Source organism: Burkholderia sp. YHN3-13, assembly GCF_055810675.1.
In genome coordinates this window covers 153,645-179,115 of sequence record NZ_JBVVNQ010000016.1, presented here as the reverse complement: position 1 = coordinate 179,115, position 25,471 = coordinate 153,645, and the positions used below count along the sequence as shown (strand labels likewise).

Annotated in this window: 23 protein-coding genes; 9 read left to right on the top strand and 14 right to left on the bottom strand. The window is 66.4% G+C overall.

What is annotated here, in order from left to right; genetic code table 11:
• Positions 1-5: 5 nt before the first annotated feature.
• The 4 genes from AC0KUR_RS29010 to AC0KUR_RS28995 all read right to left on the bottom strand — a co-directional run bounded on the left by AC0KUR_RS29010 (position 6) and on the right by AC0KUR_RS28995 (position 3,551).
• Complete coding sequence (locus tag AC0KUR_RS29010; protein WP_006478051.1) at positions 6-956, bottom strand: branched-chain amino acid ABC transporter permease; 951 nt, start codon at positions 954-956, stop codon at positions 6-8.
• 211 nt (positions 957-1,167) lie between these two features.
• Positions 1,168-1,908: an amino acid-binding protein gene (locus AC0KUR_RS29005; protein ID WP_473376733.1), complete on the bottom strand. Its 741-nt coding sequence runs from the start codon at positions 1,906-1,908 to the stop codon at positions 1,168-1,170.
• Between the two features lie 204 nt (positions 1,909-2,112).
• Entirely contained in the window at positions 2,113-3,093 is a 981-nt protein-coding gene (gene ispH / locus AC0KUR_RS29000) for a 4-hydroxy-3-methylbut-2-enyl diphosphate reductase (RefSeq protein ID WP_034186307.1), read from the bottom strand.
• Between the two features lie 2 nt (positions 3,094-3,095).
• Entirely contained in the window at positions 3,096-3,551 is a 456-nt protein-coding gene (locus tag AC0KUR_RS28995; protein ID WP_034186308.1) for an FKBP-type peptidyl-prolyl cis-trans isomerase, read from the bottom strand.
• A 136-nt stretch (positions 3,552-3,687) separates the two neighbouring features.
• Here AC0KUR_RS28995 and radC point away from each other — a divergent pair, with 136 nt between their 5' ends.
• From radC to nadB, 4 genes are all read left to right on the top strand, one after another.
• On the top strand, positions 3,688-4,461 hold the full coding sequence (gene radC / locus AC0KUR_RS28990) for a RadC family protein (RefSeq protein ID WP_034186309.1): 774 nt from the start codon (positions 3,688-3,690) through the stop codon (positions 4,459-4,461).
• A 236-nt stretch (positions 4,462-4,697) separates the two neighbouring features.
• The gene (gene rpmB, locus AC0KUR_RS28985; RefSeq protein WP_004186391.1) at positions 4,698-4,931 is read left to right on the top strand and encodes a 50S ribosomal protein L28; all 234 of its coding nucleotides are present in this window, start codon (positions 4,698-4,700) and stop codon (positions 4,929-4,931) included.
• A gap of 17 nt (positions 4,932-4,948) precedes the next feature.
• Positions 4,949-5,116, top strand: a complete 168-nt coding sequence (gene rpmG / locus AC0KUR_RS28980; protein WP_006478046.1) for a 50S ribosomal protein L33 — start codon at positions 4,949-4,951, stop codon at positions 5,114-5,116.
• 161 nt (positions 5,117-5,277) lie between these two features.
• Complete coding sequence (gene nadB / locus AC0KUR_RS28975) at positions 5,278-6,864, top strand: L-aspartate oxidase (RefSeq protein ID WP_124670933.1); 1,587 nt, start codon at positions 5,278-5,280, stop codon at positions 6,862-6,864.
• A gap of 97 nt (positions 6,865-6,961) precedes the next feature.
• On the opposite strand, the gene nadC is transcribed toward nadB, so the two are convergent.
• The 6 genes from nadC to purN form a co-directional block, all read right to left on the bottom strand.
• Complete coding sequence (gene nadC / locus AC0KUR_RS28970; protein ID WP_034186311.1) at positions 6,962-7,843, bottom strand: carboxylating nicotinate-nucleotide diphosphorylase; 882 nt, start codon at positions 7,841-7,843, stop codon at positions 6,962-6,964.
• Complete coding sequence (gene nadA, locus AC0KUR_RS28965) at positions 7,840-8,976, bottom strand: quinolinate synthase NadA (protein WP_034186339.1); 1,137 nt, start codon at positions 8,974-8,976, stop codon at positions 7,840-7,842. The genes nadC and nadA overlap by 4 nt, the downstream gene beginning before the upstream one ends.
• Positions 8,977-9,223: 247 nt before the next feature.
• A complete protein-coding gene (locus tag AC0KUR_RS28960; RefSeq protein WP_034186312.1) occupies positions 9,224-10,420 on the bottom strand; it encodes a DesA family fatty acid desaturase in 1,197 nt (398 codons plus the stop codon).
• 220 nt (positions 10,421-10,640) lie between these two features.
• A complete protein-coding gene (locus tag AC0KUR_RS28955; RefSeq protein WP_473376732.1) occupies positions 10,641-12,023 on the bottom strand; it encodes a mechanosensitive ion channel family protein in 1,383 nt (460 codons plus the stop codon).
• Between the two features lie 18 nt (positions 12,024-12,041).
• Positions 12,042-13,307 (bottom strand): RsmB/NOP family class I SAM-dependent RNA methyltransferase, encoded by a 1,266-nt coding sequence (locus AC0KUR_RS28950; protein WP_034186314.1) that lies wholly within the window; start codon positions 13,305-13,307, stop codon positions 12,042-12,044.
• A complete protein-coding gene (purN, locus tag AC0KUR_RS28945) occupies positions 13,304-13,966 on the bottom strand; it encodes a phosphoribosylglycinamide formyltransferase (protein ID WP_034186315.1) in 663 nt (220 codons plus the stop codon). Before purN ends, AC0KUR_RS28950 begins: the two co-directional genes overlap by 4 nt.
• A 123-nt stretch (positions 13,967-14,089) precedes the next feature.
• Between purN and AC0KUR_RS28940 the strand changes: the two genes are divergently transcribed.
• The 5 genes from AC0KUR_RS28940 (at position 14,090) to dut (ending at position 20,306) form a co-directional block, all read left to right on the top strand.
• Entirely contained in the window at positions 14,090-15,082 is a 993-nt protein-coding gene (locus AC0KUR_RS28940; RefSeq protein WP_034186316.1) for a bifunctional riboflavin kinase/FAD synthetase, read from the top strand.
• A gap of 102 nt (positions 15,083-15,184) precedes the next feature.
• Positions 15,185-18,022 (top strand): isoleucine--tRNA ligase, encoded by a 2,838-nt coding sequence (gene ileS / locus AC0KUR_RS28935; RefSeq protein ID WP_124609502.1) that lies wholly within the window; start codon positions 15,185-15,187, stop codon positions 18,020-18,022.
• Positions 18,023-18,024: 2 nt separating this feature from the next.
• Positions 18,025-18,525, top strand: coding sequence for a signal peptidase II (gene lspA / locus AC0KUR_RS28930; protein WP_034186318.1), 501 nt, complete (start codon positions 18,025-18,027; stop codon positions 18,523-18,525).
• Positions 18,526-18,592: 67 nt separating this feature from the next.
• Positions 18,593-19,804 (top strand): bifunctional phosphopantothenoylcysteine decarboxylase/phosphopantothenate--cysteine ligase CoaBC, encoded by a 1,212-nt coding sequence (gene coaBC / locus AC0KUR_RS28925; RefSeq protein ID WP_473376731.1) that lies wholly within the window; start codon positions 18,593-18,595, stop codon positions 19,802-19,804.
• 55 nt (positions 19,805-19,859) lie between these two features.
• On the top strand, positions 19,860-20,306 hold the full coding sequence (dut, locus tag AC0KUR_RS28920; RefSeq protein ID WP_034186320.1) for a dUTP diphosphatase: 447 nt from the start codon (positions 19,860-19,862) through the stop codon (positions 20,304-20,306).
• 54 nt (positions 20,307-20,360) lie between these two features.
• Here dut and AC0KUR_RS28915 read toward each other — a convergent pair whose 3' ends face one another.
• From AC0KUR_RS28915 to clpS, 4 genes are all read right to left on the bottom strand, one after another.
• Positions 20,361-21,131, bottom strand: coding sequence for a COG4705 family protein (locus AC0KUR_RS28915; RefSeq protein WP_059560311.1), 771 nt, complete (start codon positions 21,129-21,131; stop codon positions 20,361-20,363).
• Between the two features lie 132 nt (positions 21,132-21,263).
• Positions 21,264-22,643: an amino acid permease gene (locus AC0KUR_RS28910; RefSeq protein ID WP_034186341.1), complete on the bottom strand. Its 1,380-nt coding sequence runs from the start codon at positions 22,641-22,643 to the stop codon at positions 21,264-21,266.
• Between the two features lie 103 nt (positions 22,644-22,746).
• On the bottom strand, positions 22,747-25,047 hold the full coding sequence (gene clpA, locus AC0KUR_RS28905; protein WP_034186321.1) for an ATP-dependent Clp protease ATP-binding subunit ClpA: 2,301 nt from the start codon (positions 25,045-25,047) through the stop codon (positions 22,747-22,749).
• Complete coding sequence (gene clpS / locus AC0KUR_RS28900) at positions 25,044-25,358, bottom strand: ATP-dependent Clp protease adapter ClpS (protein ID WP_006398529.1); 315 nt, start codon at positions 25,356-25,358, stop codon at positions 25,044-25,046. Before clpS ends, clpA begins: the two co-directional genes overlap by 4 nt.
• Positions 25,359-25,471: the final 113 nt, after the last annotated feature.

The following is a 25,471-nucleotide window of genomic DNA, read 5'->3' as shown; positions in this document are numbered from 1 at the left end:
TTCCGTTACGCGCGATCCGCGACCCGTTCGCCCAGCAGGCCCGACGGACGGAACACCAGCACGATGATCAGCACGACGAAGGCGAACACGTCCTGGTAGTTGCTGCCGAATACGCCGCCCGTGAGGTTGCCGATGTAGCCGGCCCCGAGCTGCTCGATCAGGCCGAGCAGCACGCCGCCGACCATCGCGCCGCCGAGGTTGCCGATCCCGCCGAGCACCGCGGCGGTGAACGCCTTCATGCCGGGGATGAAGCCCATGTAGAAGTGCACGTTGCCGTATTCGGAGGCGATCATCACGCCGGCCAGCGCGGCGAGCGCGGAGCCGATCATGAACGTCGCGGAGATCACGAAGTTCGGGTTCACGCCCATCAGGCTGGCCGTATTCGGGCTTTCGGCGATCGCGCGCATCGCGCGGCCGAGCTTGGTCTTGTGCACGAGCAGCAGCAGGCCGCCCATCACGATGAACGCGACCGCGATGATCACGATTTCAGTCACGGAGATCACCGCGCCCGGCGTCGTGTCGGTGGCCTTGATCACATTGATCGGATCGGTCGGCAGCAATTGCGGGAACGGCAGCGGGTTGCGCGACCAGATGATCATCGCCGCCGTCTGCAGCAGGATCGACACGCCGATCGCGGTGATCAGCGGCGCGAGGCGCGGCGCGCGGCGCAGCGGCCGGTAAGCGACGCGCTCGATCGTGAAGCCGACGAACGCGCAGACGACCGCGGCGATGCCCAGGCCGATCGTCAGCGTCGCGACGTTGCCGAGTCCGGGAAAATGGTTCTGCAGCACGGTGATGGCCGACAGCGCGACCATCGCGCCGATCATCAGCACGTCGCCGTGCGCGAAGTTGATGATGCCGAGAATGCCGTACACCATCGTGTAGCCCAACGCGATGATGGCGTAGACACTGCCGAGCACCAGCCCGTTGAGAACCTGCTGGACGAAAATATCCATTTAAAGCTCCTTGGCCCGTGCTGCCGGAGGACGTTGCGCCCCGCGGGTAAGCGAGGAATCGCGCCTTCTCGGCGACACTGCGGGTACTAGTCGATACCGGTAAGGGTGGATCGTCCCGGCGCGCGCCGCCCGGCCTGTACGGCCGGACCTGCCGCCGGGGCGGATACAAAAACGGCACCGCACTGTTCCGGTGCCGTCATGAGTCCCGTCGCTAAATCGTCACGACGTCGAGGACGGTGTTCGTGGCCTCCTTGAAGTCGTGGGGCAGCATGCCGAGACGGCCTTCGTCCGGTTTCCCGGCATCCGTGCCTTGGCCCGTCCGGCGCGACGCAAGCGCCGCCCCCGGACGGATCGGATTCCGCGCCGCGCCGCCCGTCAGGACATGGCGGCCGCCGCACCCGACATTCGTCAGGACTGCGTCGGAATCCATCGTACGAACCAGACCGCGCGCCATGACCGGATCGGTCGTGGCGGCACGCTGTTTCATCGAATTGAAATGAAGGGGGGCCGGTGACATCTGCGCGCTGCCCGCGGCGGCGCGAGCGGCCGGCATCCGTCGAGCGGCGCGACCGATCACCGTCGCGCCGCGACCGGCGGCTTGCCGCGACACGACCGGCATGCCCGCTGCCGGAGCGTTCGTCACGCCAAGCGCGTTGATTTCGTCAATCGTCAAACGTGCCCCGTATTCCTTGTAGTTACCCAATTGCGCGATACGGCACGGCGATGGCGCCGCACGACCGGGTCCGGCGACGCACGCGCCGCTGGCCGGCGGCGCCGCGAACGCCGCAGCCTTCCTGCCCGCCCTGTCGCCGCTCTTTTTGCTGCATCCGGCAAGCATTGCAACCGGTGCGGCGGCGGACTCGGCGTAAGCCAACTTCACATGCATCGAATGGTCTCCCGCGCCTTGCCAAAACCCGATTTCAAAGCCATTCCGGCTTGAAAACGGGCGCATTGTAACTCCATTTATAGGACGCCAATAATCCTGATTCGATGGGGTTTTCCTGCATTGCAACCAATTTTGAGAGACGGCTGGAAACATCGGGAGCAACCGGGTTGCACCATGCTTGCGAATATTGGTTGCGATTATGATTTCGAGGCACCAAAAAAAAGCGCGCCGGGAGGCGCGCTTCGGTGTTCCGCGGGTGCAATGCGGCAATCAGGCGGCAGGCGGCAGGTTCAACCCGCGCGGCAGCGGAAACGACACGTTTTCCTCGATGCCGTCGAGCGCGCGGACATTGCGCACGCCGAGCTCGCGCAGCCGCGCGATCACGGCCTGGGCGAGCACTTCCGGCGCCGACGCGCCGGCCGTCACGCCGATACGGCGCTTGCCGGCGACCCATGCCGGATCGATCTGGTCGGGTGCATCGACCATGTACGCGGCCACGCCGCGCTTCTCGGCCACTTCGCGCAGGCGGCTCGAATTCGAGCTGTTGGGGCTCCCGACGACGATCACGACGTCGCACTGCGGCGCCATGAACTTCACCGCGTCCTGGCGGTTCTGCGTCGCATAGCAGATGTCCTGCTTCTTCGGCTCGCGGATCTTCGGATACTTCGCCTTCAGCGCGCCGATGATCTCCGCGGCGTCGTCGACGGACAGCGTCGTCTGCGTGACGAGCGCGATGCGCTCGGGATCGGCGAGTTCGAGCTTCTGCACGTCCTCGACGCTCTCGACGAGATGCATGCCGCGCTCGACCTGCCCCATCGTGCCTTCGACTTCCGGGTGGCCCTTGTGCCCGATCATGACGATGTCGACGCCATCCTGGCGCATCTTCGCCACTTCGACGTGCACCTTCGTGACGAGCGGGCAGGTTGCGTCGTAAATGCGCAGCCCGCGAACGTCGGCCTCGTCGCGCACGGCCTTCGACACGCCGTGCGCACTGAAGATCACGGTGTTGCCGGCCGGCACTTCCTCGAGTTCCTCGACGAAGATCGCGCCTTTCTTCTTCAGATCCTCGACCACGTACTTGTTGTGGACGATTTCGTGACGGACGTAGATCGGCGCACCGTGCATCGCGATCGCACGCTCGACGATCTCGATCGCGCGGTCGACACCCGCGCAGAACCCGCGCGGCTGGGCCAGCAGGATTTCGGCATCGGCGGCAACGGTTTGCCCGGACAGCGTATCGGTGTTGCTCATGATTACAGGATTCCGATGATTTTCACTTCGAACGTGAGCGCCTGGCCCGCGAGCGGATGATTGAAGTCGAACAGCGCCGAGGTCTCGCCGACCTCCTTCAGCACCCCTGCGTACCGGCCGCCGTCCGGTGCGTTGAACTCGATCAGTTCGCCCGGCGTGAAATCGTCGCCGACCATCCCGTTCTCGCGCAACGTCGACAGCGTCACGCGCTGGAGCATGTCGGGATTGCGGGGACCGAACCCCTGTTCCGGGGCTAGCTGAAAAGTCGAGTGGTCGCCCACCCGGAGCCCGAGCAGAATCTGTTCGAGCGAGGGCGCCAGTTGCCCCGCGCCCAGCAGCAGCGTGGCCGGCTTGTCGGAGAAGGTGTTGACGATGTCGGCGCCGTCGGCCAGTGCCAGCCGGTAATGCAACGTGACGTGGGAACCGGGCTTCACTTCGGATAGATCGATGAGGCTCATGAATTACTCGTTCAGTCGGCGCCCGATACGGCCGAATGGCCCGGCGCAAAGTCAATATTGTAAGTCACCTGAGCGAGCAAGGCGGAAAGTGCGACGACGTCGCGCACACCACCCTGCCGCCAATGGAGTTCCAAGCATGCTGTCACCCTGCCTCGCCCTGCCGCCGGCCGAATGCCGGGACAATGCCGATGCACCGGCCGATCCGCCCGGCCGCGTCATCCCGATTCGCCGGCGCAAGCGCCGCCCGGCCGACTGGCGGCCCGAGCGACCGCGCGAGCGCTTGCTGGAGCGCGGGCCGGCCGCGCTGACCGACGACGAACTGATCGCGCTGCTGCTCGGCACGGGCAAGCCCGGGCACGATGTCTTCATCACCGCCCGCGCACTGGTCGATCGGTTCAGGACGTTGCGCGGGCTGCTCGAAGCGAGCACCGACGATTTCGAGGCGCACCCCGGCATCGGCCCCGCGCGTGCCGCGCGGCTGGCCGCGATCATCGAGATCGCCCGGCGCGTGCTGAACGAGAAGGCGCAGGTGCGCACGCCGATCGATTCGCCCCGCGCCGTCGAGGATTGCCTGCGGCTGAGGATCGGCACGTGTCCTCACGAGGTGTTCGTCGCGGTGTACCTCGACGCGCGCAACGGCCTGATCGACATGGAGGAAATCACGCGCGGCTCGCTCACGCGGATGGCCGTCTATCCGCGCGAGATCGTGCGACGCGCGATGGTGCACAACGCCGCGTCGCTGATCGTCGCGCACAACCATCCGTCGGGCGCCGTACAGCCCAGCGCGGAAGACCGTCGCCTCACCCGCGTGCTGAAAGATGCGCTCGAACTCGTCGACGTGCGGCTGCTCGACCACATCGTCGTCGGCACCGGCGACACTTTTTCGTTCGCACGCGCCGGTTGGCTGTAGACTGTGCCGCGGCAGCCCGCCCCGGGCGCCGCAACGACGAAGCGAAATTAGGTTTGATTTTTCTGAACTTTTTCTGCTAGAATCGTCGTCTGTCTTTTTTCCAACCAGTTCTAGCCATCGAAGGGCCTTGTCTGTAAGGGCTACGGCGTTCTGAGTGCAGCCATGGATCACGTGGCGGTGCGATGGAACCTTCACCGGCGATCGAACCCCGAATTTAGCGTATTAGGAGTGCTCTCATGGCACGCGTATGCCAAGTAACTGGGAAAGCGCCGATGAGCGGCAACAACGTTTCCCACGCCAACAACAAGACGAAGCGCCGCTTCCTGCCGAACCTGCAAAACCGCCGGTTCTGGGTAGAGAGCGAAAACCGCTGGGTGCGCCTGCGCGTTTCGAACGCCGGCCTGCGCCTGATCGACAAGAACGGCATCGATTCCGTGCTCGCTGACCTGCGCGCACGCGGCGAAGCCTAAGCCCAAGGAGCACAATCATGGCAAAAGGCGCACGCGACAAGATCAAGCTCGAGTCCACCGCTGGTACGGGTCACTTCTACACGACCACGAAGAACAAGCGCAACATGCCGGAAAAGATGGCGATCAAGAAGTTCGATCCCGTCGTCCGCAAGCATGTGGAATACAAAGAAACCAAGATCAAGTAATCTCCGGTTTCTACCAGCCTGACGGCGACCGAAAAGCCCCGCTCCTGCGGGGCTTTTTGTTTTGCGCGCACGCTCCGGCCCGACGCGGTATGCTCTTCCCTTTCCGCGGCCATGGCTGCCGGAACGCACAAGATCAAAAGCGTAAACGATGGAGATGCAGCATGAAATTCGACGTGGCGATCGTCGGCAGCGGCCTGGCAGGGCTGTCGGTCGCACTCAACCTGGCCAGCACGCGACGTGTCGCGCTGATCGCGAAACGTTCGATGATGGAGGGGGCAAGCGATAACGCGCAAGGCGGTATCGCGGCGGTCCTCGACTCGGCGGACAGTATCGAGAACCACGTCGACGACACGCTGGTCGCCGGTGGCGGGCTGTGCGACGAAGGCGCGACGCGCTACATCGTCGAGCACGGCCGCGAAGCGATCGAATGGCTGATCTCGCAAGGCGTGCCGTTCACGAAGGACGACGCGGCCGAACTCGGTTTTCACCTGACGCGCGAAGGCGGCCACAGCCACCGCCGGATCATCCACGCGGCCGACGCGACCGGCCATGCGGTGCTCGCGACGCTATCCGAGCGCGCGCGCCAGCATCCGAACATCACGTTCTTCGAGAACCACCACGCGATCGACCTGATCACGTCGGACCGGCTCGGCCTGCCCGGCCGCCGCTGTCACGGCCTGTATGCGCTCGACGTCGACAACGACCGCACGATCACGATCGAGGCGCCGCACACCGTGCTCGCCACGGGCGGTGCCGGCAAGGTCTACCTGTACACGACGAACCCCGACACCGCGACCGGCGACGGCATCGCGATGGCGTGGCGCGCGGGCTGCCGCGTGTCGAACATGGAATTCATCCAGTTTCACCCGACCTGCCTGTTCCATCCGTATGCGAAGTCGTTCCTGATTTCGGAAGCCGTGCGCGGCGAAGGCGGCCTGCTGAAACTGCCCGACGGCACGCGCTTCATGCCCGCGCACGACCCGCGCGCCGAGCTCGCGCCGCGCGACATCGTCGCACGCGCGATCGACTTCGAGATCAAGAAGCGCGGGATCGACTGCGTGTATCTCGACATCAGCCATCAGCCGGAAGCGTTCCTGCGCGAACACTTCCCGACGATCCACGCGCGCTGCCTCGAATTCGGCATCGACATCGCGAAACAGCCGATTCCCGTCGTGCCGGCCGCGCACTACACGTGCGGCGGCGTCGTCACCGATCTCGCCGGACGCACCGATCTCGGGGGCCTGTATGCGGTCGGCGAGACGTCGTGCACAGGGTTGCACGGCGCGAACCGGCTCGCGAGCAACTCGCTGCTCGAATGTCTGGTGATCGGCCGTGCGGCCGCCGAAGCAATCGAGGCGGCCGGCTTCGACGCCGACACGCCGGCGACGCTGCCCGCATGGGACGAAAGCCGCGTGTCGGATGCCGACGAGGAAGTCGTCGTTGCGCACAACTGGGACGAACTGCGCCGCCTGATGTGGAACTACGTCGGCATCGTGCGCACCGACAAGCGCCTCGAACGCGCCAAGCACCGGCTGTCGCTGCTGCGCGACGAAATCCACGAGTACTACGCGAACTTCCGCGTGACGCGCGACCTGCTGGAACTGCGCAACCTCGTCGATGTGGCGACGCTGATCGTGAAGAGTGCGCAATCGCGCCGCGAAAGCCGCGGGCTGCACTACAGCCGCGACTGGCCGCATACGCTGCCGAAGGCATTGCCGAGCGTGCTCACGCCGCGCGCGCGCCGCTGAGCGTATGCCCTTCCCGGTTACGGCCGGGAGCGCCCAGGAAAAAAGCCGCTGGCGTTTGCGCGCCGGCGGCTTTTTTGTCTGACCCGACGACGTTCGGTCAGTCGACGATCCGCATCGAATAGTCGGTCGCGCGCACGTCCTTCGTCAGCGCGCCGATCGAGATGCGATCGACGCCCGTTTCCGCGAACGCACGCACCGTCTCGAAATTGACGCCGCCCGATACCTCGAGCACGGCCTTGCCGGCCGCGACACGCACGGCTTCCCGCATCATGTCGAGCGTGAAGTTGTCGAGCAGCACCGACTGCGCACGATGCGCGAGCGCCGTGTCAAGTTGCGCGAGCGTCTCGACCTCGATCTGCACGGGTACGCCCGACTCCAGCGCAAATGCCGCATCGAGCGCCTCGCCGACCCCGCCTGCCGCCGCGATGTGGTTCTCCTTGATCAGGATGCCGTCGTACAGCGCGAGGCGCTGGTTCTCGCCGCCGCCGACGCGCACCGCATACTTCTGCGCAAGCCGCAGGCCCGGCAGCGTCTTGCGCGTATCGAGGATCTTCGCGCGCGTGCCTTCGATGCGATCGACGTAGCGGCGCGTCGCGGTCGCGACGCCCGACAGCAGCTGCAGGAAATTCAGCCCGTTGCGCTCGGCCGTCAGCAGCGCGCGCGCCGGCCCGTCGAGTTCGCAGACGGTCGAATCGGGCGTCATGCGGTCGCCTTCGCGATAGCGCCATTGCACGGTGATCGACGGATCGATCCGGGCGATCACCGCCTCGAACCACGGCACGCCGCACAGCACGGCTTCCTCACGCACGATGATCCGCGCCCGGCGGCGCCCGCCGGCCGGCACGAGCCGCCCGGTCTGGTCGCCGGTGCCGACGTCTTCCGCGATCGCGTCGGCCACGTTGCGCGCGATCGCGTCGTCGAATGCCGCGCCGTATTGCTCACGAACGCTGTCGAACAGCGGGGATACGGCGTCGCTCATGCGGCCCCCACGTTCGCAAACAGCCCCTGGTCGCGCTGCAGGTCACCGCTCGCCTGCACGCGCTTCTTGTGCGCGGCCGCGAACTCGAGCATCCGGTCGATCGGCAAACGCGCACGCTCGCCGATCGCGGGATCGACGAAGATCTCGTTGTGGCCGCGTTCGAGCACGTCCGCAAGGTTCGCGAGGCCGTTCATCGCCATCCACGGGCAGTGCGCGCAGCTCTTGCAGGTCGCGCTGTTGCCGGCCGTCGGCGCGGCGATGAAGGTCTTGCCGGGCGCGGCGAGCTGCATCTTGTGCAGGATGCCGAGATCGGTCGCGACGATGAAGTGCGTCGCGTCGAACTTGACCGCCGCATCGATCAGTTGCGTGGTCGAGCCGACGACATCCGCCTGCGCGACGACGTTTTCCGGCGACTCGGGATGGACGAGCACCTTCGCGTCCGGATATTCGGCGCGCAGCAGGTCGAGCTCGATACCCTTGAACTCGTCGTGGACGAGGCACGAGCCTTGCCACAGCAGCATGTCCGCGCCGGTTTTCTTCTGGATATAGCTGCCGAGATGGCGGTCCGGTGCCCAGATGATCTTCTCGCCGCGCGCGTGCAGGTCGGCCACGATTTCGAGGCCGATCGACGACGTGACCATCCAGTCCGCGCGCGCCTTCACGGCCGCGCTGGTGTTCGCGTAGACGACGACGGTGCGGTCCGGATGCGCATCGCAGAACGCCGAGAATTCGTCGACCGGACAGCCGAGGTCGAGCGAACAGGTCGCGTCGAGATCGGGCATCAGGATCCGTTTGTTCGGGCTCAGGATCTTCGCGGTTTCGCCCATGAAGCGCACGCCGGCGACGACCAGCGTCTGCGCGTCGTGATCGCGGCCGAAGCGGGCCATTTCGAGCGAATCGGCAACGCAGCCGCCCGTTTCGTCGGCCAGCTCCTGCAGCTCGGCATCCACGTAGTAGTGGGCGACCAGCACGGCCTTTTCACGGGCGAGCAGCGTCTTGATGCGCGCCTTCAATGCAGCGCGCTCCTCGGCGGACGGCGCGTCGGGCACCTTGGCCCATGCCTGCCCCACGCCGCACACGGTCCCTGCCGCGACGGGCCGGTCGTACTCGACGGGTTTGATCGTCGATTGCATCTCCATATCTCCTGTCGATCCGAGTGAGCGCTTTGGTGCTCACTCGGATCCCATGCTTCGCGGTCGGCCGGAGTGGGGTGCTCGGCGCCTGCTCCGCTCCCCCTGCTCGCCCGGGGCACCCGCTCGCCACCGCCCCAAGCTTCATACCAATCCGCCCTGCCGAACGCCCATCAAAACCGGCGGCCCAAATGAAAAAACCCCGCCAACGCGGGGTTTGTGACGTCCTGAGATTCTAATCGATTTCGAATCAGGCGTAGCGACGCAGGCGCGTCGCGAATTCCTGCAGCGCCTTGATGCCGCTTTGTTCCGCGCGATGGCACCAATCCTGCAATTGCGCGAGGAGCTGTTCGCGCGACGCGGTCGAACGATCCCAGATCGCGGCCAGGTCCTGGCGCAGCTGGAAGTACGTATGCAGCTTCTGGCTGTTCGCGAAGATTTCCGGCAGCAGCTTCTTCTGCGGCTCGTCGAGGCCGTCGGCGTCCTTGTGGAACCACTTGCGCGCACCGCGCATCAGCTGGTACTTCTCGCTTGAGCCGAGTTCCTTCAGGTGCGCGAGCTCCTGGCGGTACGCACGCTTCACGGCCTTGCCGTAGCGCGCCATCACTTCGTAGCGGTTCGACAGCACGGCCTGCAGCGTTTCCTGGTCGAGCACCGTCTTCGGCTTGTTCAGGCGCGGCGTCGGCGCAACCTTCTTCACCTTCGCGAGACCAAACGCCGACATGATGCGGATGTACATCCAGCCGATGTCGAACTCGTACCACTTGTTCGACAGCTTCGCCGACGTCGCGAACGTGTGGTGGTTGTTGTGCAGCTCTTCACCGCCGATCACGATGCCCCACGGGAACAGGTTCGTGCTCGCGTCGGCCGAGTTGAAGTTGCGATAGCCCCAGAAGTGACCGAAGCCGTTGACGACGCCAGCCGCCCAGAACGGGATCCAGACCATCTGCACGGCCCACACGGTCAGGCCGATCACGCCGAACAGCGCGACGTCGATCACCATCATCAGGCTGATGCCGAGAATCGGGTACTTCGAATAGACATTGCGCTCGACCCAGTCGTTCGGCGTGCCGTGGCTGAACTTGCGCATCGTCTCTTCGTTCTTCGCTTCCGCGCGATACAGTTCCGCGCCCTCGAGGAACACCTTCCAGATCCCGCGCGTCTGCGGGCTGTGCGGATCTTCCTCGGTCTCGCACTTCGCATGGTGCTTGCGGTGAATCGCGGCCCACTGGCCCGTCAGCATGCCGGTCGTCATCCACAGCCACAGCCGGAAGAAGTGGCTCGCGATCGGATGCAGTTCCAGCGCACGATGCGCCTGGCAGCGGTGCAGATAGACCGTCACGCCGATGATCGTGACGTGCGTGACGGCGAGCGCGAACAGCGCGACCTGCCACCACGAAAAACGCAGGAGCCCGTGGGAAAGAAAATCGAGCAGGGAATTCAACAAGGCAGTTACCCGTGATGAGAGCGACGCCGGCTCGCGCAGGCGTCAGAAAAATGAAAGCATACCGCGTATAGACTTGGATTCTACTTCAACCGTTCCAAGTCTTTGTAAAAAATGAATATTTTCTTGCCCTGGCGCAACCGGAGCAGTCCACGGGCGGACTTGGACGGGCGTGCGATCCGGTTCCGGCCGCGGGGTCAAAGCATTTGACGGCCGGCGCGCGCTATGCAGCCGGTGCGCGCCCGTTCGCCGCGCCGTTCGCGGCCGCCGGATCGGGCCCGGCCGTCGTACCGGCGGCGGGAAAACCGTCCGGCAATCCGACCACGCGCACCTCGCGCTGCGGAAACGGAATCGAGATCCCGTGCTCGCTGAACAACCGCCAGATGTTGCGGTTCACGCTCGAACGCACGCCCGACGTGCCTTTCGCGGAATCCTCGATCCAGAAACCAAGCTCCAGGTCGATCCCGTCCGCACCGAAACTCACCAGATACGGCGTCGGCGCGGGCTCCGCCAGCACGCGCGGCACGTCCTTCGCCGCGTCGGCGAGCAGCGCGAGCGCGTGCTCGACGTCGCTCGTGTACGCGACCTGCACCGCGACCTTCGCATAACCGCGCGTCAGGTAAGACGACTGGTTCTGCACGACGTCGGTGATCAGCTTCTCGTTCGGGATCAGTGTCTCGTTACCGTCGAGGCCGCGCACGACCGTGTAGCGCGTGCGGATCTGCGTGACGACGCCCTGCAGCCCGCCGACGCTGATCGCGTCGACGAGCCGCAGCGAGCGGTCGAGCAGGATGATGAAGCCCGACACGTAGTTGCTCGCGATCTTCTGCAGCCCGAAGCCGAGACCGACGCCCACCGCGCCGCCGAACACGCCGAGCACGGTCACGTCGATGCCGACCAGCGACAGCCCGATCAGGATCGCCGCGAACACGAGCAGCGCGCGGCCGACCCGCGACAGCACGACCTTCAGGTTCGCGTCGAGCGTGCTCGCGCGCGTGAGGCGATCCTCGAGCACCGAGCCGAGCCACATCGCGACCATCAGCGTCACGCACACCCACAGCGCGCCCGAGATCACCGACAGCAGCGTGAGATGCGCATTGGCGACGCGGAACTGCACGCTGTCGAGCCAGCCGAGCACGTCGCGCTGGATCCCGAGCACGGTCAGCACCATCGCGGCCCACACGACGGTCGACACCACCTTCTCGACGATCGACAGCCACGCATGCGTGTGGCCGTCGCGCGCGAACACGCGCCGCGCGAAGAAGAACAGCACGTAGATCAACCCGATGCCGAACAGCGGCACGAGCGCGAGCTGCAGCAGCGACGTCGACATGAACGGGTCGAACGCGAGTTGCGCGGCGCCGACGAAGACGCTGCCGAACAACGGGAACAACGCGCGCTTCAGGCTTTGCGCGCCCGCGCCGGGCGCACGTCCGGCCGCCCGGCGGCGCGCATCGATGCGGCCGTGCACGAAGCGCGCGGTCACCCACGCGAAGCACAACGCGCCGACGAGAATCGCCGCCTGCCAGATCATCACCGGCTGGTGGAAGTCACGAATGACCGATTCCAGCCGGTGCGACAGCAGGCGGCTCTGCAGATTTTCCATCGTCCGTCCGGGCAGTCGTTACTGCGCGGCGCGCCGTTCGAGCACCGCGGCGAAGAAGCCGTCGGTCGCGTGACGATGCGGCCACAGCGACAGGTAGTCGCCCGTCTCCAGCTCGATGCGCTGGTCGGCCAGCACCTTCTGCGCCGGCACCAGCACGAACTCGGGATGATCGGCCAGGAACTGTTCGACGATGCGCTCGTTCTCGGCGTCGAGCACGCTGCAGGTCGCATAGACGAGCCGCCCGCCCTTCTTCACGAGACGCGCGGCGCTCGCGAGGATCGACGCCTGCTTCGGTGTCAGCTCGTCGATCGCCGTGCGCGACTGGCGCCACTTCAGGTCCGGATTGCGGCGCAGCGTGCCGAGGCCGCTGCACGGCGCGTCGACCAGCACGCGGTCGATCTTGCCGGCGAGCCGCTTGATCTTCGCGTCGTGCTCGCTGTCGATCAGCACCGGGTTCACGTTCGACAGCCCGCTGCGCGCGAGGCGCGGCTTCAGCTTCGCGAGGCGCTTCTCCGACACGTCGAACGCATAGAGCCGCCCGGTCGAGCGCATCATCGCGCCCAGCGCGAGCGTCTTGCCGCCAGCACCGGCGCAGAAGTCGACGACCATTTCGCCGCGGCGCGGCGCGACCAGCGAGCACAGCAGCTGGCTGCCTTCGTCCTGCACCTCGATCGCGCCTTCCTCGAACAGCTTCAGGCGCGTCAGCGCCGGCTTGCCGACCACCCGCACGCCGAACGGCGCGAACGGCGTCGCGCCCGCCTCGATGCCGCTCACGCGCAGCGCTTCGATCACCTGGTCGCGCGTCGCCTTCTGCGCGTTGGCACGCAGGTCGAGCGGCGCCGGGTAGTTCAGCGCGGCGGCAAGCTGCGCGAGCTCCTCGCCATCGAAACGGGCCGACAGCGCCTGATGGATCCAGTCGGGCAGGTTCGAGCGAATGCGCACCGGCAGGCTCGCCGGATCGATCTTCGACACGTGCTCGAGCCAGGCGGACTCGGTGTCGGACAGGAACGGCTTCAGCGCATTGCGGCCGACCGTCTGCATCAGGCCGAGCAGCGTCAGGCGCCGCGCCGGCGTACCCGTGCCGCTTTCGGCGAGGTGCGAAAACTCCATTTTCCGGCGCAGCACCGCGAACACGGCCTCGGCGATCACGCCGCGCTCGGCGTGCCCGAGCTTCGGGTGCGCGCGGAAGAACCGGCTCGTCGTCGCATCGGCGGGGCCGGCGAATTTCAGCACCTCGGCCAGCAAAGTCTCGGTCTGGCCAATCAGGAATCCGTGCAGCTTCATACGCCCTCGCTCGTTTCGGTATGCGGTTGATCCGCGAAAATCCAGCGCGCCTCTTCCGGCGCGACCACTGCACGGCCGTTCTCGAGGCGCAGACGCCCCTCGACGAACCAGCGCACCGCGCGCGGATACAGCACATGCTCGACGCTCAGCACGCGCCGCGCGAGCGCGGCCGCGTCGTCGCCGGCGCGCACGGGCACCGCGCCCTGCGCGACGATCGCGCCGCTGTCGAGCTCGGGAATGACGAAATGCACGCTCGCGCCATGCAGCGCGACGCCCGCGTCGAGCGCCTGCTGATGCGTATGGATACCCTTGAAGCTCGGCAGCAGCGACGGATGGATGTTCAGCAGCCGGCCTTCGTATCGTCTGACGAATGCGGGCGTGAGGATGCGCATGAAGCCGGCGAGAACGACGAGATCGGGGGCGAAACGGTCGATCTCGGCGGCGAGCGCCGCGTCGAAGCTGTCGCGGCCGTCGAACGACCGGTGGTCGACCACCGCCGTCGCCACCCCGTGCGACGCGGCAAAAGCCAGGCCGGCCGCATCGGGCCGGTTGGCGATCACGGCGGCAATCTCGGCCGGCCAGCGTTCCTGCGCGCACGCGCGGACGATGGCCTCCATGTTGCTGCCGCGACCGGAAATCAGGATCACGAGTTTTTTCATCCGCGAATTTTACCATTCGCCCCCGCGTTTCCCGCCTTCTCGGCCGCCGGCCCGTCCGAACGTTTATAATCTTCTGCTTTGCGGCATCCCACCGCCCATTCCCCGACCGCTGCATCCGCTATCGTGAAAGTCTTCCGCGGCCTGCCCAACGCCGAGAGCCGTGCCCCGTGCGCGCTGACGATCGGCAACTTCGACGGTGTCCATCGCGGCCACCAGGCCCTGCTCGCGCGCGTGCGCGCGGCAGCGGACGCGCGCGGCCTGCCCGTGTGCGTGATGACGTTCGAGCCGCACCCGCGCGAATTCTTCAATCCGGCCGGCGCGCCGCCGCGCATCGCGATGCTGCGCGACAAGCTCGAGGCGCTGCGCGATCACGGTGTCGACCGCGTCGTCGTCGAGCACTTCAACCATACCTTCGCGAGCCAGTCGCCGCAGGCGTTCGTCGAACGCACGCTGGTGAACGGGCTGCACACGCGCTGGATGATGGTCGGCGACGATTTCTGCTACGGCGCGAAACGCGCGGGCACCTTCGACACGCTGAAGGCGGCCGGCGAGCAGTACGGCTTCGAGGTCGAGCAGATGGGCACGGTGGCCGGCAGCGACGGCACGCGCATTTCCAGCTCGGGCGTGCGCGCCGCGCTCGCGGCCGGCGATCTCGACGCGGCCGCGCAGGCGCTCGGCCACGGCTACGCGATCAGCGGCCACGTCGCGCACGGGCTGAAGCTCGGCCGCGACCTCGGTTTCCCGACGCTGAACCTGCCGATCGCGCACAAGCGGCCGGCGCTCGCGGGCATCTTCGTCGTGCAGGTGCACGGCCTCGGCCCCGACCCGCTGCCGGGCGTCGCGAGCCTGGGCCTGCGCCCGACCGTCGACGATTCCGGCCGCGTGCTGCTCGAAGTGCACCTGCTCGACTGGCATGGCGACGCGTACGGCAAGCTCATCCGCGTCGAATTCCTGAAGAAGCTGCGCGACGAGGCGAAATTCGACGACCTCGAGGCGCTGTCGCGCGCGATCGCCCTGGACGTCGCGAACGCGCGCGCGTACTTCATCGAACGCGACCGGGCGCCGGGCAGCCGCGCCACGGGCTTCTCGACGTCGGCAACCGACCGAATTAGCTGATCCGGACGGCGGCCCCCGGCGCCGCACCCTCGCGCCGCCCACTCGCGCGCATCCCCGATTCACGACGCCCGAGCGTCTCCCGATTTAGATAGCGATCCCATCATGAGCAACAAGAAAGCCGATTCGAAACCGCAGGCCAAGTATCCGGTCAACCTGCTCGACACGCCGTTCCCGATGCGCGGCGACCTGCCCAAGCGCGAGCCGCAGTGGGTCAAGGAATGGGAGGAGCGCGGCCTCTACGAGAAGATCCGCGCGGCCAGCAAGGGCCGCCCGAAGTTCATCCTGCACGACGGCCCGCCGTATGCGAACGGCGACATCCACCTCGGCCACGCGGTCAACAAGATCCTGAAGGACATCGTCGTCAAGTCGCGCAACATGGCCGGCTTCGACGCGCCGTACGTGCCGGGCTGGGATTGCCACGGCATGCCGATCGAAATCCAGATCGAGAAGCAGTTCGGCAAGTCGCTGCCGGCAGCCGAAGTGATGAGCAAGGCGCGTGCGTACGCGACCGAGCAGATCGAGAAGCAGAAGGTCGGCTTCAAGCGCCTCGGCGTGCTCGGCGACTGGGCGAACCCGTACAAGACGATGAACTTCGTGAACGAGGCGGAAGAGATCCGCGCGCTCGGCAAGATCATCGAGAAAGGCTACGTGTACCGCGGGCTGAAGCCGGTGAACTGGTGCTTCGACTGCGGCTCGGCGCTCGCCGAGGCGGAAGTCGAGTACAAGGACCGCACCGATCCGACGATCGACGTGATGTTCGCGTTCGCGGAACCGGAAAAGACCGCGCAGGCGTTCGGCCTGCCGGCACTGCCGCGCGCCGAGGGCGGCATCGTGATCTGGACCACCACGCCGTGGACGATCCCCGCCAACCAGGCGCTGAACCTCCACCCGGAAATCGTCTACGCGCTGGTCGACACCGAGCGCGGGCTGCTGATCATCGCGCAGGAGCGCGTCGAAGCCTGCATGGCCGACTTCAAGCTGACGGGCCGCGTCGTCGCGACCGCGCCGGGCGTGAAGCTCGCCAACCTGCGCTTCCACCACCCGCTCGCATCGGCCCACCCCGGCTACAAGCGTACGGCCCCCGTCTACCTCGGCGACTACGTGACGACCGACACGGGTACCGGCGTCGTGCACTCGTCGCCCGCGTACGGCATCGAGGACTTCATGTCGTGCAAGGCGCACGGGATGACCGATTCGGACTTCATCAACCCGGTGATGGGCGACGGCCGCTACATCGAATCGCTGCCGCTGTTCGGCGGCCTGTCGATCTGGGACGCGAACCCGAAGATCGTCGACGCGCTGAACGCGGCCGGCTCGCTGCTGCGCAGCGAGAAGTACACGCACAGCTACATGCACTGCTGGCGCCACAAGACGCCGATCATCTACCGCGCCACGTCGCAGTGGTTCGCCGGCATGGACGTCACCCCGCGCGACGGCGGCAAGACGCTGCGTGAAACGGCGCTCGAAGGCGTCGACGCAACCGCGTTCTACCCGTCGTGGGGCAAGCAGCGCCTGTTCAGCATGATCGCGAACCGTCCCGACTGGACGCTGTCGCGCCAGCGCCAGTGGGGCGTGCCGATGGCGTTCTTCGTGCACAAGGAAACCGGCGAGCTGCATCCGCGCACGCTGGAGCTGCTCGAGGAAGTCGCGAAGCGCGTCGAGCAGTCGGGCATCGAGGCGTGGCAGTCGCTCGACCCGCGCGAGCTGATCGGCGACGACGCGAACCTGTACGAAAAGAACCGCGACACGCTCGACGTGTGGTTCGACTCGGGCACGACGCACTGGCACGTGCTGCGCGGCTCGCACAAGGATCAGCTGCAATTCCCGGCCGACCTGTACCTCGAAGGCTCGGACCAGCATCGCGGCTGGTTCCACTCGTCGCTGCTGACCGCGTCGATGATCGACGGCCGCGCGCCGTACAAGGGCCTGCTCACGCACGGTTTCACGGTCGACGGCGAAGGCCGCAAGATGAGCAAGTCGCTCGGCAACGGGATCGACCCGCATGAAGTCGCGAACCGCCTCGGCGCGGAAATCATCCGTCTGTGGATCGCGTCGACCGACTACTCGGGCGAACTCGCGATCTCCGAGGAAATCCTGAAGCGCGTGACCGAAGGTTATCGCCGCATCCGCAACACGCTGCGCTTCCTGCTCGCGAACCTGTCGGACTTCGACTTCGCGCAGCACGCGGTGCCGGTCGACGAATGGCTCGAGATCGACCGCTATGCGGTCGCGTTCTCGCAGCAGTTGCAGACGGAGCTGCTCGGCCACTACGAGAAGTACGAATTCCACCCGGTCGTCGCCAAGCTGCAGACGTACTGCTCGGAAGATCTCGGCGGCTTCTACCTCGACGTGCTGAAGGACCGCCTGTACACGAGCGCGGCCGACTCGCGCGCGCGCCGCTCGGCACAAACGGCGCTGTACCACCTGACGCACGGCCTGCTGCGCGTGCTCGCGCCGTTCCTGTCGTTCACGGCGGAAGAAGCGTGGAAGGTGTTCCAGCCGGCCAGCGACACGATCTTCACGGAAACCTACTATGCGTATCCGGACGTCGCCGGCTCGGCCGCGCTGATCGAGAAGTGGGCGCTGCTGCGCGAGGTGCGCGGCAACGTGACGAAGGCACTCGAGGAAGCGCGCACCGCGAACCGCATCGGCTCGTCGCTGCAGGCCGAAGTCGCCGTGCACGCGAGCGGCGCGCGTTACGACGCGCTCACGAGCCTCGGCGACGACCTGAAGTTCGTGCTGATCACGTCGGCCGCGACGGTCGTCAAGGTCGACGACGAAGCGCAGGAAAGCGTCGACGTGGCCGCCTCGAAGTACCAGAAGTGCGAACGCTGCTGGCACTACCGCGAAGATGTCGGCGCGCACGCCGATCATCCGACGCTGTGCGGCCGCTGCTTCTCCAACCTGTTCGAAAACGGCGAAATCCGGAGCGCTGCTTGAATATGGCGAAAACCCTGTCGAAACCGGCCAGCGGCGCGCTTGCGCCCTGGCTCGGCATTTCGCTGATCGTGATCCTGTTCGACCAGCTGTCGAAGATCGCGATCCTGAAAACGTTCGCGTACGGCGCGCAGCACGCGCTGACGTCGTTCTTCAACCTCGTGCTGGTGTACAACCGCGGCGCCGCGTTCGGCTTCCTGTCGACCGCCGGCGGCTGGCAGCGCTGGGCGTTCACCGCGCTCGGCATCGGCGCGACGCTCGTGATCTGCTTCCTGCTGAAGCGCCACGGCCAGCAGCGGCTGTTCAGCCTGTCGCTCGCGCTGATCCTCGGCGGCGCGCTCGGCAACGTGATCGACCGGCTCGTCTACGGCCACGTGATCGACTTCCTCGATTTCCACCTCGGCGCCTGGCACTTCCCGGCGTTCAACCTCGCCGATTCCGCGATCACGGTCGGCGCGGTGCTGCTGATCTACGACGAGCTGCGTCGCGTGCGCGGCTCGCGCTAAACGCGCATACTCGGCGTCGACGGCCGGCTTCGCGCCGGCCGTTCCGTTTGACCCTTGGAGGCCTGAGTTGGCACACGCAGAACTCGCAGGAAAACACCTCGTTCTCGGCCTGACGGGCGGCATCGCCTGCTACAAGATCGCCGAGCTCACGCGGCTGCTCGTGAAGGCCGGCGCGACCGTGCAGGTCGCGATGACCGAAGCGGCCACCCAGTTCATCACGCCCGTCACGATGCAGGCGCTGTCGGGCCGGCCCGTCTACACGAGCCAGTGGGATGCGCGCGTCGACAACAACATGGCGCACATCGACCTGTCGCGCGAGGCCGACGCGATCGTGATCGCGCCAGCATCGACGGACTTCCTCGCGAAGCTCGCGCACGGGTTTGCCGATGACCTCCTGTCGACGCTGTGCGTCGCACGCGACTGTCCGCTGCTCGTCGTGCCCGCGATGAACCGCCAGATGTGGCAGAACCCGGCCACGCAGCGCAACGCCGCGCAACTGCGCGCGGACGGCGTGTCGGTGCTCGGCCCGGATTCGGGTGCGCAGGCATGCGGGGAAGTCGGCGACGGCCGCATGCTCGAGCCCGAGGCGATCTATGAAGCCATCGTCGCGCACTTCGCGCCGAAGGTGCTCGCGCACCGGCGCGTGCTGATCACGGCCGGGCCGACGTTCGAACCGCTCGATCCCGTGCGTGGCCTGACGAACCGCTCGAGCGGCAAGATGGGCTTCGCGCTCGCACGCGCCGCGCAGCAGGCCGGCGCCGACGTGCATCTCGTCGCGGGGCCGGTCGCGCTCGACACGCCGTGGGGCGTGTACCGCCAGGACGTGCAGACCGCGCAGCAGATGTACGACGCGGTGATGCATGCGGTCGCCGATGCCGACATCTTCATCGCGGTGGCCGCGGTGGCCGACTGGCGCGTCGATCAGCCGGCCGAGCACAAGATGAAGAAGACGGCCGACCGCAAGATGCCGGCGCTCGCGTTCGTCGAGAACCCCGACATCCTCGCGTCGGTCGCGGCGCTGCCCGATCCACCGTTCTGCGTCGGTTTCGCGGCCGAAAGCGGCGACCTCGACGTGCACGGCGACGCAAAGCGCAAACGCAAGAACGTGCCGCTGCTCGTCGGCAATCTCGGCCCGCTGACGTTCGGCCGCGACGACAACGAAGTCGTGCTGTTCGAAGCGGCCGGCCTCACGCGCCTGCCGCGCGCCCCGAAGGACGAACTCGCGCATGCGCTCGTCGCGGAAATCGCGAAGCGCCTGCCCGACAACCGCCTGATCTGATCACCCGCGCGGCGGCGCTGGCCGCCGCGCCCTTCCCGACCGATTCGACGACCGCATGAAACTCGACCTGAAGATTCTCGACGCGCGCATGCGCGACTACCTGCCCGCCTACGCGACCACCGGCAGCGCGGGCCTCGACCTGCGCGCGTGCCTCGACGCCCCGGTCACGCTGCGGCCGGGCGAAACGACGCTCGTCCCGACGGGCCTCGCGATCCACCTCGCCGATCCCGGCTATGCGGCGCTGATCCTGCCGCGCTCGGGCCTCGGCCACAAGCACGGGATCGTGCTCGGCAACCTGGTCGGCCTGATCGACTCCGACTACCAGGGCCAGTTGATGGTCTCGACGTGGAACCGCGGCCAGACCGAGTTCGTGCTGAACCCGTTCGAACGGCTCGCGCAGCTCGTGATCGTGCCGGTCGTGCAGGCGCAGTTCAACATCGTCGACGATTTCGCCGAGAGCGATCGCGGCGAAGGCGGCTTCGGCAGCACCGGCCGCCACTGATCGGCATCACACGAAAAAGGGGCCGCGCGGCCCCTTTTTCTTTTCCGTTCATCGTCACTCGCCGGCCGGCTGCGCGATCCGCGCGGGCACCGGTTCGCGCCGCCGCGCCTGCGCGATGCTCGCATAGATCACCATCGCGACCAGCACGCCGAGCAACACGGCCGACGAGCCGACCGTCCCGAGCGCGAGGCCGCCCTTCGCGACCGGCTTCGTCAGCAGGTCGCCGACCGTCGCGCCGAACGGACGCGTGAGCACGAACGCGGCCCAGAACAGCAGCACGCCGGAGATCCGCGTGAAGTAGTGCGCGAGCACGATCACCGCCAGCAGCCCGCCGATCAGCAGCGCGCCGCCGCCGAAGCCGAGCCCCGAGCTGTCCGCGAGGAAATCGCCGAGCGCGGTGCCGAGCGTGTTCGAGAACAGGATCGCGATCCAGTACAGCAGTTCGACCTTGCGCGTGCGGATCAGGTCGACCGACAGCGATTCGCCGCTCAGGCGCCAGACCGCGAAGATCGCCAGCAGGATCGCGACGAGGATCGACGAACCGGCTGCGTAGCCGAGGCCGAGCGTGCGGTCCATGAAGTCGGACATCGTCGTGCCGGCCGTGCTCGTCGCGACGATCACGGCCCAGTAGACCGCCGGGCGATAGCGCGTCGTCCGGAGCTGGGCGCCCAGCGTCACGAGAAAGAAACCGAACAGCAGGATCGAGCTCACCGCGTAGCCGACGTTCAGCGTCATCGACAGCAGGTCGCCGCCGGTTTCGCCGAGCGTCGTCGCGCAGATCTTCATGATCCAGAACGCGAGCGTGATTTCGGGAAGTTTGTTCATTCGAACCCCATTTGCAGGAAGCGGCGAGCCGGCGCGTGCCGGCCCGCCTTGCGGACAGGATCGAATGTAGTCGCCGCCGGCTTAACGGAACCTTAGCGAACGTGAAGCCGGTGCACGAGTACGCCGGCGCCGTCAGCGCGCGTGTTCGTGCCGGTAATGCAGCGCGTACGCGAGCGTCAGCAGCACGGCGAACACGACGCCGACCACCATCGTCATCCGGAATTCGCGCGTGAACGCGGTGGTGAGCAGGATCGCCGCGACGAGCGCCGCGCCGAGCAGGCTGCCGAACGGGTGGCCCCACATCCGGAACGCGAGCACGGGGCCGCGATACCGCGCACGGAAGCGCAGGTGCGTGATGAAGATCATCAGCCACGTGAACAGCGCGCCGAACATCGCGATCGCCATCATCACCGTGAACGCGGTGTCGGGCGCGAGCGCGACCAGCACGGCCGCGACCGCGACGCCGCTGGTCGAGATCCACAGCGCCGCGCGCGGCACGCCGTTCGCGCCGAGCCGGCCGAACACCGCGGGCGCGAGCCGTGCGCGCGACAGGCTGAACATCATCCGCGTCGTCACGTAGAGCTGGCTGTTCATCGCCGACAGCGCCGCGACCAGCAGCACGAAGTTGATCACGCCGGCCGCGTACGGCACATGCGTCGCGGCCATCACCTTCACGAACGGGCTCTCGTCGGTACCGGCCGCCGTCCACGGCACGATCGCGAGCATCAGCGACAGCGTCAGCAGGTAGAACAGCACGAGCCGGAACACCGTCGAGCGGAACGCGCGCGTGACCGCGTGCTGCGGATCGCGCGCCTCGCCGGCTGCGATCGCGACGGCTTCGATGCTCATGTAGCTGAAGATCGCGACGATCACCGCGACCCAGGTGCCCCACGGCCCCTTCGGCATGAAGCCGCCGTGCGCGGTGTAGTTGGCGAAACCGATGCCCGATGCGGCCGGCGCCGACCAGACCAGATACGCGCCGAGCACGATGAACACGACGATCGCCGCGATCTTCAGCAGCGAGAACGCGTATTCGACCGTGCCGTACAGCGTGACGCTGGCGAGATTCACGGCGATCAGCAGCGCGGAGAAGCCGATCACCCAGTACCAGCCGGGTACGGCGGGGAACCAGTACTTCATGAACACGGCGATCGCGCTGATTTCGGTACCGATCGCGAATACGACCGCGAACCAGTACGCATAGCGCACCAGAAAGCCCGCGAGCGGGCCGACGTAGTGCTCGGCATACGCGCCGAACGAGCCGGCCGTCGGGTGCGCGACCGTCATTTCCGCGAGCGCGCCCATCAGCAGCAGCGCGATCAGCGCGCCGATCGCATAGGACACGAGCACGCTCGGGCCCGCGAGCCCGATCGCGAATCCGCTGCCGAGGAACAGCCCCGTGCCGATCGCGCCGCCGATCGCGATCATCGCCATCTGCCCCGACGTCAGCGCGTGGCGCAACCCTTGTTCGCGCGCGACGATATCGTCGAACGACCGTTGTTGTTGTGTCACTGCGTTACCACTCCCCTGCACCACCATCGCGCCGCCGGCGCCGGATAAAACGAAACGGCGCGGAGAACTTCCCGCGCCGTTCGCATGAACAACGAATTATCGCTTACTCGACTTCGACCGTCTCTTCGTTCGGCTTGTGCGGCGGATTCGCCAGCTTGTCGAACGACAACTGCACCTTGTCGTTTTCGTCGACGTCGACCGTCACGTGACCCCCGTTGAGGAGCTTGCCGAACAGCAGCTCGTCGGCCAGCGCGCGCCGGATCGTGTCCTGGATCAGCCGTTGCATCGGCCGCGCGCCCATCAGCGGGTCGAAGCCGTGCTTCGCGAGATGCTTGCGCAACGCGTCGGTGAAGAGCGCGTCGACCTTCTTCTCGTGCAGCTGTTCCTCGAGCTGGATCAGGAACTTGTCGACCACGCGCATGATGATTTCCTCATCGAGCGAGCGGAAACTGATGATCGAATCCAGGCGGTTGCGGAACTCCGGCGTGAACAGGCGCTTGATGTCGGTCATCTCGTCGCCCGTTTCGCGGCGCGTCGTGAAGCCGATCGTCGCCTTCTGCATCGACTCGGCGCCCGCGTTCGTCGTCATGATGATGATGACGTTGCGGAAATCCGCCTTGCGGCCGTTGTTGTCCGTCAGCGTGCCGTGGTCCATCACCTGCAGCAGCACGTTGAAGATGTCCGGATGCGCCTTCTCGATTTCGTCGAGCAGCAGCACGCAATGCGGCTTCTTCGTGACGGCTTCGGTCAACAGGCCACCCTGGTCGAACCCGACGTAACCCGGCGGCGCGCCGATCAGGCGGCTCACCGCGTGACGCTCCATGTATTCCGACATGTCGAAACGGATCAGCTCGATGCCGAGCGTGAACGCGAGCTGGCGCGCCACTTCGGTCTTGCCGACGCCCGTCGGGCCGGAGAACAGGAACGCGCCGATCGGCTTGTCCATCTTGCCGAGCCCCGCGCGCGCCATCTTGATCGAGGCCGCGAGCGCGTCGATCGCCGGATCCTGGCCGAACACGACGCTCTTCAGGTCGCGGTCGAGCGTCTGCAGCTTGCTGCGATCGTCCTGCGACACGCTTTGCGCCGGCACGCGTGCGATCTTCGAGATGATTTCCTCGATCTCGCTCTTGCCGATCGTCTTCTTCTGCTTCGACTTCGGCAGGATGCGCTGCGCGGCGCCGGCCTCGTCGATCACGTCGATCGCCTTGTCCGGCAGGTGACGATCGGTGATGAAGCGCGCCGACAGTTCGGCCGCGGCCGACAAGGCACCCGACGAATACTTGACGCCGTGATGCTCCTCGAAGCGCGATTTCAGCCCGCGCAGGATCGCGACCGTCTGCTCGACGCTCGGCTCCGTCACGTCGACCTTCTGGAAGCGCCGCGACAGCGCCGCATCCTTCTCGAAGATGCCGCGATACTCGGTGAACGTCGTCGCGCCGATGCACTTGAGCGTGCCCGACGACAACGCCGGCTTCAGCAGGTTCGACGCATCGAGCGTGCCGCCCGACGCGGCGCCCGCGCCGATCAGCGTATGGATTTCGTCGATGAACAGGATCGCGTGCGGGCGCTCCTTCAGTTCCTTCAGCACCGTCTTCAGACGCTGCTCGAAATCGCCGCGGTACTTGGTGCCCGCGAGCAGCGCGCCCATGTCGAGCGAGTACACCTGCGCGTTCGCGAGGATGTCCGGCACTTCGCCGCGCGTGATGCGATACGCGAGCCCTTCGGCGATCGCGGTCTTGCCCACGCCGGCTTCGCCGACGAGCAGCGGATTGTTCTTGCGGCGACGGCACAGCACCTGCACGACGCGCTCGACTTCGGGCTCGCGCCCGATCAGCGGATCGATGCGGCCGTCCTTCGCCATCTGGTTCAGGTTCTGCGTGAACTGCGCGAGCGGCGTTTCCTTCTGCGCGTTCGCGTCTTCGCTTTCCGCGTTCGCGTCGGTCGACTTCGCGGCTTCGCCGTTGTTCGTCTTCGCGATGCCGTGCGAAATGAAGTTCACCACGTCGAGGCGCGTGACGCCCTGCTGCTGCAGGTAGTACACGGCGTGCGAATCCTTCTCGCCGAAGATCGCGACCAGCACGTTCGCGCCGGTGACTTCCTTCTTGCCGTTCGACGTCGACTGGACGTGCATGATCGCGCGCTGGATCACCCGCTGGAAACCGAGCGTCGGCTGGGTATCGACATCGTCGGTACCCGGGACGGTCGGTGTGTTGTCGTGGATGAAATTGCGCAGGTTCTGACGCAAGTCCTCGATGTTTGCCGCGCACGCGCGCAACACCTCGGCTGCCGTCGGATTATCCAGCAGGGCCAGCAGCAGGTGCTCGACCGTGATGAACTCATGGCGCGCCTGGCGTGCTTCCATGAACGCCATGTGCAGGCTGACTTCCAATTCCTGGGCAATCATGCTTCCTCCATCACGCACTGCAGCGGATGCCCGGCCTGCCGCGCATGGGTAACGACTTGCTCAACCTTGGTCGACGCGATGTCCCGCGTATAGACCCCACATACCCCTCGCCCTTCGCGATGGACCTTCAGCATGATCTGCGTGGCCGTCTCGCGATCCTTCTTGAAATACTCCTGGACCACCATCACGACGAATTCCATCGGCGTGAAGTCGTCGTTCAGCAGCACCACCTTGTACATCGAAGGCGGCTTGAGCTTCTGCTGCTTGCGTTCCAGGACGGTACTGTCCTGCTTGTCCGGGATAATCGCCATACACCCATTCTAAACAACTCGGACAGGCCCGCAATCCTGCCATAACCCGACCGACCGGCCGGCGCCCTCCCCGGTATCCCGGAACACGCTATCGTCTTCGTGCCATACGAAAG